We start from the raw sequence: 14,870 nt of genomic DNA, 5'->3' as shown, positions 1-14,870 counted from the left end.
TGCCGCCCCGGCGCGAGCCCTGTCCACGGACACCCCGCACAGCCGTACGCGCCCGGAACTGGCGGAAGCCTCCTTGCGCCCCGGCGGCGACCCCGGCCCCCCGCGTCCCCACCACGTGTCCCGGCCCCCGCATCCCCACCACGTATCCCGGGCCCCCACACCCCGGCGGCCGGTAATTCCCCAGTAACGGCCCGGACCTAGCGTCCCCGACCGAGCCCGCCCCGCCTCCCCCAGGGCCTTCCCCCAGGTCCGTACGGGGTGGCGGGGCGTCGGCTTCCCCCGTACCAGCGTTGGAGGAGCCACCCACATGCACCTGCCCCGCTCGCCGATCCGGCGCGGAACCACCGTCTGGGCCACGGCCGCCGCCACCCTCACGGCTCTGCTCGTGGCCCCCGCCGTGGCCGCGGCGCCGTCCACGGCCGCCGCGCCCTCCCCCAAGGCCGCCACGGCCACCGTCGACCCCGGCGTCACCGCCGCCGTCGAAGCCGGTGGCGAGGCGACCTTCTTCGTCGTCCTCGCCGACCGCGCCGACCTCTCCCGGGCCCGCTCGCAGCGCGGCCACGAGAAGAAGGCCCGGACCACCTTCGACGCCCTGCGCACCGAGGCCGCCCGCAGCCAGCTCTCCCTGACGCGCTTCCTCGACCGGTCCAAGGTCGGCTACGAGGCGTTCTGGATCGCCAACGCCGTCAAGGTCACCGGCGACAAGGCCCTCGTGCGGAAGCTCGCCGCCCGCCCCGACGTGGCCTCCCTCCGCCAGGAGCGGCACTACGCCCTCGACACGGTCGAGCAGTCCTCCATGGCGGTCGGGCAGTCCGCGGCGACCGCCGCGCGGTCCTCCGCGACCGCGGAGGAAGCGGTGACCCCCGAGTGGGGCGTCAAGGACATCGGCGCCGACCAGGTCTGGTCCCGGTACGACAACCGCGGCGAGGGCATCGTCGTCGCGAACGTCGACTCGGGCGTGCAGTACGACCACCCGGCCCTGAAGGGCAACTACCGGGGCAACCTCGGCGACGGCACCTTCAGCCACGACTACAACTGGTACGACCCGACCGGCCAGTGCGCCGGCGGCACGCCCTGCGACAACAACGGCCACGGCACCCACACCATGGGCACGATCGCCGGCGCGGGCGGCGTCGGTGTCGCCCCCGGCACCACGTGGATCGCCGCCAAGGGCTGCGAGGCGCGCAGCTGCTCGGACTCGTCGCTGCTGAAGTCGGGCCAGTGGATCCTGGCGCCGACCGACCACAACGGCGAGAACCCGCGCCCCGACCTCGCCCCCGACATCGTCAACAACTCCTGGGGCGGCGGGAACACCACCTTCTACCAGGACATCATCGAGTCCTGGAACGCCGCGGGGATCTTCGAGGCCTTCGCGGCGGGCAACGCCGGCAACGGCACGAGCTGCTCCACCACCGAGGCTCCGGGCGCCCAGGCCCCGGCCTACGGCGTCGGCGCCTACGACGTGAACGGCAGGATCGCCTCGTTCTCCGGCTTCGGCCCGTCGCTCGTCGACGGATCGATGAAGCCGAACATCTCCGCCCCGGGCGTCGACGTCCGCTCCGCCTGGCCGGGCAACGCCTACCGCGCCATCTCCGGTACGTCGATGGCCACCCCGCACGTCGCCGGCGCCGTCGCCCTCCTCTGGTCCTCGGCCCCCTCCCTCATCGGGGACATCGACGGCACCCGCGCGGCTCTGAACGGCTCCGCCCGCGACGTCGACGACACCCACTGCGGCGGCACCGCCGCCGCCAACAACGTCTGGGGCGAGGGCAAGCTCGACATCCTCGCCGCCGTGGACCGCGCGCCGCACTCCGCGGCCACCGTCACCGGCACGGTCACCGACCGGGCCACCGGCTCCCCGCTCGCCGGAGTCACCGTGACCGCCACCGCGGGCGAGGCCCGCCGCTCGGTGACCACGGACGCCTCCGGCGCCTACCGGCTGACGCTGGCGGCCGGCACGTACTCCCTCACGGTCGGCGGCTACGGCTACCGGGACCTCGTCGAGGACGCGCTCACCGTCACCACCGGCCAGTCCCTCGCCCACGACCTGGGCCTGGACGCCGTCCCCGCGCACGCCGTCACCGGCACCGTCCTGGACGTCACCGGAAAGCCCCTGAAGGGCGCCACCGTCCGCTTCACGGACGCCCCGCTCACCCCCGTCGTCACCGACGCCGCCGGCGCCTTCCGCTTCCCGGCCGTCGCCGAGGGTTCGTTCACCCTCACCGCCGCCCCGGCCGCGCCCGTCCTCTGCAACGGCACCTACAGCGCCGCGCTCGCCGTGGACGCCGCCGAGACCGTGACGGCCGCCCTGCCGGCCCGTACCGACGCCGCGGGCAACGGCTGCCTCCCCACCACGTACTCCTGGGTCGGCGGCAGCTCCAAGGTCGCGCTGTCCGGCGACGAGAACGCGAAGACGATCGCCCTGCCGTTCCCCGTCTCGTTCTACGGCGTGCCGTACAGCCAGGCGAGCGTCACCACCAACGGCCTGGTGAACTTCCTGGCGCCGCGGCTCGGCGACTACAAGAACACCGCCCTGCCGTCCCCCGGCCAGCCCAACGGCATCCTCGCCGCCTTCTGGGACGACCTGACCCTGGACTCCAAGTCGGCCGTGAAGACCGCCGTGAGCGGCACCGCCGGTCAGCGCCGGTTCGCGATCGTCTGGGAGAACGCGGCCTTCGCCGCCGACACCGCCAAGCGCGTCACCTTCGAGGCCGTCTTCGAGGAGGCGACCGGCGCGGTCGTCCTCCAGTACCAGTCGATCGGCGCGAACGCCCTGGAGACCGGTGGCGGCGCGACCGTCGGCATCGAGAACCAGGCCGGCACGGACGCCCTGCAGTACTCCTTCGACCAGTCGGTCCTCGCGGACCGTTCGGCCATCCGTATCTTCCCGAAGGCGGCGTGATGACCCACCGTTCCCGGCGCGGCGTGCGCCTCGCCTCCGCCCTCGTCGCGGCCGGCCTCGCGCTCACCGCACTGCCCGCCACCACCGCGTACGCCGACGACGAGCCCCTCGGCCGGGTCCTCACCGACGCCCAGGCCGACGCCCTGGAGCGGCGTGCCGAACCGGCCGCGCCCCTCGACGTCACCCCGCAGGACCCGACGCGGACCAAGCTCCAGGGCACCTCCGAAACCGCCGACACCGCCGACACCGCCGACACCACCGACACCACCGACACCACCGACACCACCGACACCACCGACACCACGGCCGGTGGCCTGGCCGTCACCAAGACCTCCGGTCTGGAGACGTACCAGGGACAGGCCGACACCGCCCAGCTCGGCGGCGGGCGCGGCGACTTCCTCGCCGTGCACAGCCTCGGCACCGTCACCCGGCTCGCCGAGGACGGCCGCACGGTCTGGAAGCGGGACAACGCCTCGCTGTACGCGGACTGGCAGGTCACGAACATCCGTCCGTGGCAGACCGAGCCGTACCCGGCCCGGATCACCACCGGCTACCACGCCAACAGCCCGTTCGCCGACAGCTCCGACCGGGGCTGGACGCAGGGCGACCTGACCGGCGACGGGGTCGCGGACGTCGTCTTCACGGCCGACGTCGGCACCAGCCCGTACCGTCCGTTCACCTCCCCCGGCTCCACACTGACCACCGGCACCTTCGTCACCGTCCTCGACGGCGCCACGGGCCGCACGCTGTGGTCGAAGCTCTTCGCCGACGCCCAGCAGGTCACGCTCGTCGGCGACACCTTGCTCGTCGGCGACCAGCCGTCGACGAGCCTCAACTCCCCGAAGGACGCCACCGCCGCACTGCGGGCCTTCCGCTTCGCGTACGACGGCACGAAGCTCACGCCGTCGGCGACCTGGACGTACGAGACGGGGCAGCGCAACGGCCGGTGGGGGTCCACCCTCCCGCTCGGCGACGGGCGCGTCGCCGTGTCCTGGTACGTGAAGAAGACAGCCACGGCCCCCGCCGCGGGCCACACCCTGGTCCTCGACACGGCCGACGGCTCGGTCACCTGGCAGACGGACGACGACCTCTACTCCCGCCAGCTGGCCTACGACGCGACGCGGAAGCGCCTGGTCGCCCTGGAGCAGGCCGACTACCGGGACGGTGTGCGGTACGAGCTGGCCGCCTACGACCCGGCCGACGGGACCCGCACCACCCTCGACACCCGGGTCAACGCCCTCGGCATCGGGCTGCGGATCGGCCAGCTGCGCGGCGACTCCGCCCCCGAGTACGCGATCAGCGAGTCGACGCTCGACGAGTACCTCTACGTCAACACCGCCACCGTGCGCGCCGTGGACGGCGGCGACGCCGCCGAGCTGTGGTCCCACACCGTCAAGCGCGCCGAGGACAACTTCAAGGACGGCGACTCCGCGCTCGGCCTGCGGATCGCCGACGGCAAGGTGCTCGCCTCGTACATCTCCACCGAGGGCATGGAGACCGCCGCCAACCCGGGCGGCGGCCGCTTCGGCATCCTGACCGCGCTGAACGGCCGGGACGGGGAGGTCCGCTGGCAGCACACGGGCGCCACCGCCTCGCCGATCTACGCCCAGCCGTACCGCGAGGACGACGAGTGGCGCGTGCGGACCGTGGACAACGAGCAGAACATCCGCTCGTACCGGCTCGGCAGCGGCCGGCAGGCCGCGATCACCCCGCTCCAGGGCGACCTGAGCACGGGCCTCGCCGCCGACGTCAACGGCGACGGGCGCGAGGACGTGATCGTCGGCGGCCAGTCCCACGGGCTGTGGGCCTACGACGGGCCCTCGCTGGTCTCCGGGAAGCCGAAGGTGCTGTGGCAGGCCACGCTGCCGGGCTCCGTGCAGGGGGACATCCGGATCGGCGACACCGACGGCGACGGCCGGCGCGACGACCTCGTCGTCGCGGCCGACTCGGCGGCGGTCGTCGTGGACGCCCGTACCGGCCGGGTCCGCGAGACCATCGACGGGAAGGGGCAGTTCGTCCGCTCCGTCACGGTGGCGGACCTGGACCGGGACGGCGACGAGGAGATCCTCGTGCCGACCGACGCGATCCGCGCCTACGGCGGCGGCGGGCGGGCCCTCTGGACGTACGCGCCCGCGCCCGGCCTGGTCTTCTCCGACCTCGCCGTCGCCGAGGGCAAGGTCCTCGGCTCGTACCAGACGCGCGGGGTGAACGACGGGACGGCCGTCGTCGGCGGCACGGCCCTGGACGCCCGTACCGGCAAGGCTCTCTGGTCGGCGGACCCGACCTGGACCGGCGACGCCGACACCACGGTCTACGCGGCGCAGCTCTTCCACGGCGTGTACGCCTCGCCCGGCATTCCGTACGCGGACGGCCACGCGGTCGTCTACTCCTGGATCGTGAAGGAGGGCGGCCAGTGGGTCACGTACTTCGAGTTCCGTGACGTCCGCACGGGCAAGGTCGTGCACACCTCGACGGGCGGCGGCGCCTGGACGCTCGGCAACTGGTTCACCGGCGACGAGGGCCTGGTCCTCGCCGGGACGGCCGCGCTGCGCACCTTCGGCAAGGACGGCCAGGAGTACGGGATCTTCACGCTGCCGACCCTGCACAACGCGCGCTTCGGCACGGGCCCCGGCGGGCGGCGGCTGATCTTCGGCGGCACCGAGGGCGGGGCCTACCTGTGGGACCCGTCGGTGCTCACCGCGGACGACAACTACCCGAACCACCTTGCCAAGCTGAACGGCTACGCGACACAGAACCTGGTCGTCGCGGACCTCGACGGCGACGGCGTGGACGAGGTCGTCGGCCTCGGCAAGGACGACACGGGCTACGACCGCACGATCGAGCTGTCCGGCGGGCGCTACCTGCTCCAGGACAGCGCGATCCACGGCATGGTGACGGGCAGGCTGACCGCCCAGTAACCCGCCACGGATCACGGACCCCCGCCCGCGCCACCGGGCGGGGGTCTCCGGCCTTCTCCGGACCACGCCATTCCGGTGCACGGGGCACCCATTACAGTGGGCGCCCTCATGAGCGCAGACATACCAGCGGGCGCACCTCCGGTGCTTCGAGTGCGCCTCTTCGGCGGGTTCCGGGTCGACCGGGACGGCGGGCCGCCGCTCTCCGAGCGGTGGCCCCGGCCGAGCGCGCGCACGCTGGTGAAACTGCTCGCGGTCTCCCCCGGGCACAGCCTCCACCGCGAGCAGGCGATGGAGATCTGCTGGCCGGACGCGGATCCGCAGGCCGCGCTGGGCAGTCTGCGGGTGGCGCTGCACGCGGCCCGCCGGGCGATCGAACCCGAGCTGGCTCCCCGGTCCGTCTCCTCCTATCTGACCGGCGAGGGCTCCTTGCTGCGGCTCGATCCGCGGACGGTACGGATCGACGCCGACGAGGCCGAGGCCCTGGCGGAGGCGGCGCTCGCGCACGGCGGGCGCGCCGAACTCGCCACCGCGCTGGCGGCGTTCACGGGCGAGCTGCTGCCCGAGGACCGATACGCGCCCTGGGCCGAGACCCGCCGCGAGCGGCTGTCCGCGCTGCGGGAGCGCGCCCTGCTCGCCCTCGCCGCCGCCCACCTGGCCGCGGGCGCCCCCGAGGAGGCGGTCCCCGCGGCCGAGCAGGTCCTCGCGGTGGCCCCGGCGGAGGAGGAGGCGCACCGGGTCCTGATCGAGGCGTACGTGCGGCAGGGGCTGCGGCGCCGCGCGGTGGCCCAGTACCACCTCTGCCGGGAGGCGCTGGACGCGGAGTTCGGCGTGCGCCCGGGCCCGGAGACCGAGCGGCTGCACCGGGCGGCGCTCGCCGCACCCGTGCCGGCCCCCCGCTCGGTGGGGCCCGCGCTCCCGGCCGTGGTGCGACAGCCGCCCACCGCTCCCCTGCGCGGCCGGGACGACCTGCTCGCCCGGCTGCTCGCCGCCGGTTCCCCGCCCGTGCTCGTGCTCACCGGGGAGGCGGGGCTCGGCAAGACGCGGCTGGCCGGGGAGGCGGCCCGGCGGGCGGCCGCCGGGGGGACGGCCGTGCTGTGGGGTGCGGGCCACGACGCGGAGGGGCACACGCCGTACGGCCCGTTCGCCGAGGCCCTGGACGGCTGGCTGGCGGACCGGCCGACCGCGGAGCGGGCCAGGACGGGTGCGGAGTATCCCGAACTGGCGGCGCTCCTGCCGTCCTTGGGGCGGGTGCGTCCGGAGAGCGGGCGCAGTCCCGAGGAGGAGCGGGACCGGCTGTTCCGGGCGACGGCGGGGCTGCTCGGCGAACTGGCGGCCGAGCGGCCCGTGATGGTGGTGCTGGACGACCTCCACGCGGGGGACGCGGGCTCGTTCCAGCTCCTCAGCCATCTTGCCCGCCGGGCCCGCGAGGTGGGAAGTACCTGGCGATTTCTCGCCATTGTCCGTCCTGAGGAACTTCCGGCGTCCGACCCTCGCCGCCAGGTCCTGGACCTGCTGCTGCGCCAGTCCCTCGCCGCCGCGGTCGAGCTGCCCCGGCTGTCCCGCGAGGCGTGTCTGGCGCTGACGGCGGACGCGCTGGGCGCCGACGGAGCCGTACCGGAACGGGTGTGGGAGCTGTCGCTCGGCAATCCGCTGTTCGCGCTCGAACTGGCCCGGGCCGTGCGGGACGGCGACGGACGGCCCCGTGCCCCGGAGGGCGTACGGCAGTTGGTGGCGGAGCGCCTGGGCCGGCTGGGTCCCGCGGCCCGCCGGGTGGTCGACGCGGTAGCGGTCGCCGGGCAGGACGCGGCCCTCACCGAGGTCCTCGACGTGGCCCGGCGCGGCGGCCATCCGCGGCTCTCGGCCGCCGAGGCCACGGAGGGCGTGGAGGCGGCCGTCGCCGCGTCGGTGGTCGAGGAGCGGCGGGTGGTCAGCGAGGGCCGGCCCGTGGCCGGGCTCGCCTTCCGGCATCCGCTGGTCCGGCTGACCTGCTACGAAGGGCTCTCGGCGGCCCGCCGCCGGCTCCTGCACTCGGCGTACGCGGAGGCGGTGCTGCGCCGCCGGCCCGATGCCGTGGACACCCTCGCCGCCCATCTGGCCCGGGCGGACGACCCGCGCGCCACCGGCTATCTCCGGCAGGCCGCCGAGCGGGCGGCGGCGCTCTACGCGAACGACACCGCCGACCGTTACTACGCCGAACTCACCGGCCGCCTCGACGCGCTCGCGGCCGAGTCCGCACGGGCACGGATCGACCGGAGCGCCGTGCTGCGCCGCATGGGCCGCTTCGACGAGGCGGCCCGGCTGCTCGGCGAGGCCCTGGAGGAGCTGGGGAGGCGCGGGGACGCGGACGGCCGGGTCCTGGCGGCGGCGCGGCTCGCGGAGCTGATGCCGAAGACCCGCGGGACGGAGGACGGTTTCCGGCTGCTCGACTCCTGCCCGCCCGGGCCCGGGACGCCGGCCGCCGCGGCGAGCGCCCACCATCTGGCGCGCGCGGTGCTGTGTTTCGTCGCGGGCCGGTACGACGAGGGGGTGGCCGCCGCGCGCGCCGCGGAGGACGCGGCGCAGGCGGTGACGGGGCCGGAGCGACGCGGGCTGCTCGCCAGGGCGCTGGCCGCGCGGGCAACCTCGCTGGGCCTCGCGGGCCGCTTCGGCCAGGCGGGACCGGTCGCGGACCGGGCGCTTCCGCACGCGGAGGCGTTCGGCGATCCGCAGCTGCTGGCCTCGGTGCTCTCGGTGCTGCGCGAGACGGCGCGGCGGGCGGGGCGGCTGCGGGAGGCGATCGCGACGGGCCGCCGGGCGCTCGCGCTCGCGGAGCGCTCGGGCGATCCGACGGCGACGGTCTTCGAGCGGGCCAACCTGGCGGAGCTCCACCTCCTGGTGGAGGAGGTGGAGGAGGCCCGGGAGCTCGCCGAGACGGCGGTGCGGGACACGGAGTCGCACGCGGTGTGGTGCGCTCCGTACGCGCTGGTCGCGCTCGCCCGCGTCCACATGCGGGAGGCGGCGCCCGGCGCGGGGGCGCTGCTCGACCCGGCCGAGCGGACGGCGGTGGCGCAGGGCGACCATCAGGCCGCGTACGAGGTGCGGTCGGCGCGGGCCGAGCTGGCGGTGCGGGAGGGCCGGCCGGAGGAGGCGCTGCGGCTCCTCGCGGGGTACCGGGAGGCGGGCACGGCGCATCTGACGGCCTGGGCGCTGCTGGCGTGCGGGCGGGCCGCGGAGGCCGCGGAGGTGGCGGGCGCCGAGGTCGGGCGGGCGGAGCGGGCCGGTGAACGGCTCGCGGAGACCGAGGCCCGTACGACGCGGGCCGCCGCACTCGCGGCGCTGGGCCGGGAGCGGGAGGCGGCGGAGGGCTTCGGCCGTGCGGCGGCCCTGGCGGAGGAACTGCCGTACCCGGCGGGCGCACGCCGGCTGGCGGGAGCCCGCCGGAGCGGGGAGAGCGGCGGACGCTCGGAGAGTGACCGACCCTCGGAGAGTGGCGGACGCGGGTCGAACGACCGGCGCGGGTAGAGCGACGGGCGCGGCTGGGGCCCGTCGGTCGGAGCGTCAGATCGTGCGGTCGATGTCGGTGAGGTGGGCGAAGACGACGATGTTCGCCTCGTAGCCCGTACCGCGGTCGAATGCTCCGCCACAGGTGAGCAGCCGCAGTTCGGGCCGCCCCGTGGCGCCGTACACCTCCTTGTCGGGGAAGTCGGCCTTGGGGTACGTCCGGACGCGGTCGACCGTGAAGACGGCGACCTTTCCGTCTGCGCGGGCGACCCGGATCGTGTTGCCGGGGCTGAGCGAGTCGAGGTTGAGGAAGACGGCGGGCCCGCTGCGGGTGTCGCGGTGGCCGACGACGACGGCGGTACCGCGCTCGCCCGGGGTGGCGCCCTTCGCGTACCAGCCGACGACCCGGGGGTCGTCGACCGGCGGGGTGGCGAGTCGCCCCGCCCCGTCGAGGCCGAGTTCGATCACCGGGGCCTCGATGGTGATCGCCGGGACGGCGAGCACCGTGGGACGCGAGCGGGCGAGCGGCCGGGGCGCCGGTGCCGGCCGGGGCGGGGGCGTGGCCCTGGGGAGCGCCCGGGGCTTCGCCTTGTGGTCGAGGGCGGCCGGGGCGCCGGCCGCCGCGGCCGGTCGCGCGGCGGGAGGTCCCGCGGCGGCCGGTCCCGCGGCGAGCGGCGGGTCGGCCGGTTCCCCGTCCCCGGCCCACCAGGCGACCCCGGTCACCAGGACGCACGTCACCGTGACCGTCCTGGTGAGCCGGAGCAGTCGCCTCCGCCTCCGCGTGAGGCGGGACCGGCGCGTGAGGCCGGACCTACGCGGCGCCATTGTCGCGGCGGCGCGAGCGACGGATCAGGACCAGTCCGGCCGTGCCGGCGAGGCCCGCCGCGACGGCCGCCCCGATGCCGAAGGTCGAGGAGTCCTCGGCGGCGATCGGCGCGCTGCCGCCGCCGCCCGCGCCGACCGGGCCGTGCGGGGGCTTGTGGTGCGGGGGCTTGCCGTGGCCGTCACCGCCGGGACCTCCGCCCGGGCCTCCGCCGGGGCCGCCGGTCCCGTTGGTGGCGGTCGGCGTGGGCGTCGGGTTGGTGACCACGCCGCAGTTGACCCGGAAGACCTTCGACTTCGCCGCGCCGTTCTGGCCCACCCACGTCCATTCGACCTTGTACATGCCGGACGACAGGCCGGTGATGTCGTCCGTGTGTCCGTCACCGTTGCTGTCGACGGCGATGCTGCCGTTCTTCAGCGACGGGTCCTGGTTGCCTGGCTGGCCGGGCTGCTCGTAGATGTTCCACTGGACGCTCTGCAGGCCGTCGAAGTTGAAGGCCGCGAAGCGGAAGGTGCATCCGACCAGAGGCTCGTTCTCCTGGCTGGTGTCGGGGGTGCCCTGTCGGTGGACCTTGACGTCACCGTTGTCGCCGGGCGCGGCGAAGGCCGCCGGGGCGCCGGCGAGGGTCACGCCGCCGAGCGCCAGGGTGGCGAGTGCCGCGCGGAGCAGAGTGCGGGTGGGGGGAGTCGTCATGAGGGAGGTCCTCCAGTCGTGAGTGAGCAGAGCGGACGCGCATTGCGATAATCCGACTATCTGTCACGACATGGACACAGAAGGTGACGACTCGACCGCACCGGCCTCCGTCTCCACCCGTCCGGCCCACGCCCCGGCGCCACACGGGAGGGGCCGGGCCGGGGCCGCCCGGCTCAGATGATCCCGAAGAGGATCCCCGCCGCCAGCACGACCAGCGAGGTCAGCGCGGCCCACTTCACCGTGAACCGGGTGTGGTCGCCGAACTCCACCTTCGCCATGCCGACGAGGACGTACACGGCGGGCACCAGCGGGCTGGACATGTGCAGGGCCTGGCCGACCAGCGACGCCCGGGCGATCTCCAGGGACGACACGCCGTGGGCCGCGCCGGCCTCCGCGAGGACGGGCAGCACACCGAAGTAGAAGCCGTCGTTCGACATGAAGTAGGTGAGCGGGAGGCTCAGGACGCCGGTGACCACGGCCATGTGCGGGCCCATGCCCTCGGGAATGGCGCCGACCAGCCAGTCGGCCATGTGCTTGACCATGCCGGTGCCGGTGAGCACGCCCGTGAAGACGGCGGCGGCGAAGACCATGCCCGAGACGTTGAGGACGTTGTCCGCGTGAGCGGCGATCCGGGCCCTCTGCTCGGCCATGTTCGGGTAGTTCACGGTGAGCGCGAGAGCGGCGCCGAGGAGGAACAGGACCGGGATCGGCAGCAACTCCAGGATCATCGCGGCGAGCAGCACGACGGTGAGGCCGGCGTTGAACCAGTACAGCTTGGGGCGGAGGGTCGCGCGGTTCGGGTCGAGCCCCTGGAAACCGTCACCGTCGCCCGCGCCCGTACCCGCGTCCGCCTCGGCACCGGATCCGCCGACCTGCTTCTTCGGCGTGTCCGCCCCCGTACCCGCCCCGCCGCCCGCCGCGACCAGGACGGTCTCGGTCTCCGGCACCAGGGCCTCGTCGAGCGTGAGGTAGCCGATGCGCTTGCGCTCGCGGCGCCCGAGGACGTACGCCAGGGCGAAGACGAAGAGCAGGCCCACGCCGAGCGCGGGGATCATCGGGACGAAGATGTCGGCGGCGTCCAGCTTCAGCGCGGTCGCGGCGCGGGCCGTGGGACCGCCCCAGGGCAGGGTGTTCATCACGCCGTTGGCGGTGGCGGCGACACCCGTCATGACGACCAGGCTCATACCGAGCCGCTTGTAGAGCGGATACATCGCCGAGACGGTGATCATGAAGGTGGTGGAGCCGTCGCCGTCCAGGGAGACGATCGCGGCGAGCACCGCCGTACCCACGACGACGCGTACCGGGTCGGCCTTGCAGAAGCGCAGGATGCCCCGGACGATCGGGTCGAAGAGGCCGACGTCGATCATGACGCCGAAGTAGACGATCGCGAACATCAGCATCGCGGCGGTCGGCGCCAGCTTGCCGACCCCCTCGATGACGTAGTCGCCGAGCTGGGCCCCCTGCCCGACCGCGACGCAGAACAGCGCGGGGATCAATACGAGCGCCGCGATCGGCGACATCTTTTTCATCATGATCAGGACCAGGAAAGTCGCGATCATGGCGAAGCCGAGGACGGTCAGCATGGAGGACACCTCACGTTCACCGTTGAACTGCCGCCGAGCGGCGGTCCGGATGACGGTAGGTGCCCTCTTCTGCCGTTAACAAGATGTTGACGCGTGAGCAATACGAGCAAAACCCCAGGTCAGAGCCGAGTCGACGGCAGGAGTCATGGCTGGGGTCATGGCGGGGGGGCACGGCAGGAGTCACGGCGGGGGTCACGGCAGGGGTCACGGCAGGGGTGCCACCTGCACGGGGAAGCCGTTGAGGACGGCGGTGCCCGAGAGGGGGTCGATCCGGGAGCCGTCGAGGAGCTGGTTGACGTTGACGCCGGGGCGGGTGGCGGCCACGGAGAGCCGGGTGCCGGGCCGGTCGTGGCCCCACCCGTGCGGGAGGCTCACCACGCCCGGGCGCACCCCGTCGGTGATCTCCACCGGAGCCTCCAGGGAGCCGCCTTCCCCGGTGATCCGGGCGGGTGCGCCGTCGGTCAGTCGCAGTCGGGCCGCGTCCTCCGGATGCACCTGGAGGGTGCAGCGGTTGGAACCGCCGCCCAGGGCAGGGGTGTTGTGCAGCCAGCTGTTGTTCGAGCGCAGGTGCCTGCGCCCGACGAGCTGGAGGGTGCCCGGGGCCGGGACGGCGTGCAGCGCGGCGCGCAGGCGGGGCAGGTCGGCGGCGAGGGGCGCGGGGAGGAGTTCGATCCGGCCGCTGCGGGTCTTGAGCACCTGCTGGACACGCGGCTTGAGCGGGCCGAGGTCGATGCCGTGCGGCCGGTTCCGCAGCTCGTCGAGGGTGAGTCCGTACGGGCCGAGGCGCAGCATCAGGTCGAGGCGGCGCTCGGGTCCGGTGGCGCCGGTCAGCCGGTCCGCGAACTCCTTCGGATCCGCGCCGTACGCCGGGGAGTGCTCCTGGGTGACGGCCTTGGCGAGGGTGGTGTCGATCGCGAGCTCGTCGACGGCGGACGGCGGGGCGCCGTGCATGCCGGAGACGGCGAGGATCAGGCGGGCGTGGATCTCGCACTCGTCCATGGAGTCCGCTTCGAGGGGGATCGCCGCCGGGGTGTAGCGGGCCTGGTCGCGGACGGCGAAGGCGTTGAAGGCGAAGTCGAAGTGGGCGCTCCGGGAGGGCGGGGGCGGGGGCAGGACGACGTCGGCGTGGCGGGTGGTCTCGTTGAGGTACGGGTCGACGGCGACCATGAGGTCGAGGGAGTCGAGGGCCGCGTCGAGCCGGTTCCCGTCGGGGGCGGAGAGCACGGGATTGGCGGCGACGGTGATCACCGCCCGGATGCGTCCGTCCCCCGGGGTCTCGATCTCCTCGGCGAGCGCGACCAGCGGCAACTCCCCCTTGACCTCGGGGTGGTGCGAGACCCTGCTGTGCCGGCGGCCGAGGGCGAAGCCCTTGCCGGGGCCGGCCGGGCGCGGGGCGGGTGCGGTGGCGGAGAGCGGGAAGAGGGCGCCCCCGGGCCGGTCGAGGTTGCCGGTGAGGACGTTGAGGACGTCGACGAGCCAGTTGCCGAGGGTGCCGTACTCCACGGTGGAGCTGCCCATCCGCCCGTAGACGGCGGCGGAGGGCGCGGCGGCCAGTTCGCGGGCGAGGGTACGGATCGTGGCGGCGTCCACGTCGCAGGCGGGGGCGACGGCCTCGGGGCTGAACTCCCCCACCGCCGCTCGCACTTCCTCGACCCCTTCGACGTGGGCGGCGAGCGGGCCGAGGTCGGTGAGGCCCTCCTCGAAGAGGGTGTGGACGAGGGCGGCGAGGAGGAGCGCGTCGGCGCCGGGGCGGATGGCGACGTGGCGGTCGGCGAGGCGCGCGGTGCGGGTGCGCCGGGGATCGACGACGGTGAGGGTGCCGCCGCGGCGGCGGAGCGCCTTGAGCCTGCCGGGGAAGTCGGGGGCGGTGCACAGGCTTCCGTTGGAGTCGAGCGGGTTGGCGCCGAGGATCAGGAGGTGGTGGGTGCGGTCCAGGTCCGGGACGGGCACGGCGAAGGGGTCTCCGAACAGCAGCCCGCTGGAGACGTGCTTGGGCATCTGGTCGAGCGTGGACGCCGTGAAGAGGTTCCGCGTGCGCAGGGCGCCGATGAGCAGGGGCGGGTAGAGAGCGCCGGCGATCGTGTGCACATTGGGGTTGCCGAGGACGATACCCACGGAGTCCGGCCCGTACTCCTCGATCAGCGGGCGGATCCGGGCGGCGATGGTGTCGAACGCCTCCGCCCAGCTCGCCTCCTGAAGCCGGCCGTCCTTCCGGACGAGCGGGCGGCGGAGCCGGTCCGGGTCGGCGTCGACCTCGGGGAAGGCGGCGCCCTTGGGGCAGACGAACCCCTGGCTGAACACGTCCTCGCGGTCGCCGCGGGCCGCCGTGACCCGGGAGCCGTCGGGCGTCAGGGTCAGGGCCAGTCCGCAGGTCGCTTCGCAGAGGGGGCAGATGCGCAGGACGGTGGGCATGGCGTCTCCCTGGTGCGTCGGGTGGCGCCGAGCATACCGACCGGTTGGCACGTGCGGGA

General features: G+C 74.5%; 7 protein-coding genes. 3 read left to right on the top strand and 4 right to left on the bottom strand.

The features are described 5' to 3' along the window. The first annotated feature begins 307 nt into the window (after positions 1-307). From ACFC0G_RS26530 to ACFC0G_RS26520, 3 genes are all read left to right on the top strand, one after another. Positions 308-2,902: a S8 family serine peptidase gene (locus ACFC0G_RS26530; RefSeq protein WP_376407417.1), complete on the top strand. Its 2,595-nt coding sequence runs from the start codon at positions 308-310 to the stop codon at positions 2,900-2,902. Then, a complete protein-coding gene (locus ACFC0G_RS26525; RefSeq protein WP_376407415.1) occupies positions 2,902-5,820 on the top strand; it encodes a VCBS repeat-containing protein in 2,919 nt (972 codons plus the stop codon). The genes ACFC0G_RS26530 and ACFC0G_RS26525 overlap by 1 nt, the downstream gene beginning before the upstream one ends. Positions 5,821-5,928: 108 nt before the next feature. After that, on the top strand, positions 5,929-9,321 hold the full coding sequence (locus ACFC0G_RS26520; RefSeq protein WP_376407413.1) for an AAA family ATPase: 3,393 nt from the start codon (positions 5,929-5,931) through the stop codon (positions 9,319-9,321). 36 nt (positions 9,322-9,357) lie between these two features. Here the strand turns inward: ACFC0G_RS26520 and ACFC0G_RS26515 are convergent, their stop codons facing one another. From ACFC0G_RS26515 to ACFC0G_RS26500, 4 genes are all read right to left on the bottom strand, one after another. After that, a complete protein-coding gene (locus ACFC0G_RS26515) occupies positions 9,358-10,125 on the bottom strand; it encodes a class F sortase (RefSeq protein WP_376407411.1) in 768 nt (255 codons plus the stop codon). Next, the gene (locus ACFC0G_RS26510) at positions 10,112-10,816 is read right to left on the bottom strand and encodes a hypothetical protein (RefSeq protein WP_376407409.1); all 705 of its coding nucleotides are present in this window, start codon (positions 10,814-10,816) and stop codon (positions 10,112-10,114) included. The genes ACFC0G_RS26515 and ACFC0G_RS26510 overlap by 14 nt, the downstream gene beginning before the upstream one ends. A 173-nt stretch (positions 10,817-10,989) precedes the next feature. Continuing rightward, positions 10,990-12,399 carry a CitMHS family transporter gene (locus ACFC0G_RS26505; RefSeq protein WP_376407407.1) on the bottom strand — a complete coding sequence of 470 codons (1,410 nt, stop codon included), beginning with the start codon at positions 12,397-12,399 and terminating at the stop codon, positions 10,990-10,992. Between the two features lie 204 nt (positions 12,400-12,603). After that, positions 12,604-14,811 (bottom strand): molybdopterin oxidoreductase family protein, encoded by a 2,208-nt coding sequence (locus ACFC0G_RS26500; RefSeq protein WP_376407405.1) that lies wholly within the window; start codon positions 14,809-14,811, stop codon positions 12,604-12,606. Positions 14,812-14,870: the final 59 nt, after the last annotated feature.

Source organism: Streptomyces sp. NPDC056169 (genome assembly GCF_042268445.1).
GTDB lineage: Bacteria > Actinomycetota > Actinomycetes > Streptomycetales > Streptomycetaceae > Streptomyces.
The sequence above is the reverse complement of the archived record's forward strand: the minus strand, read 5'-3'. Positions and strand labels throughout refer to the sequence as shown.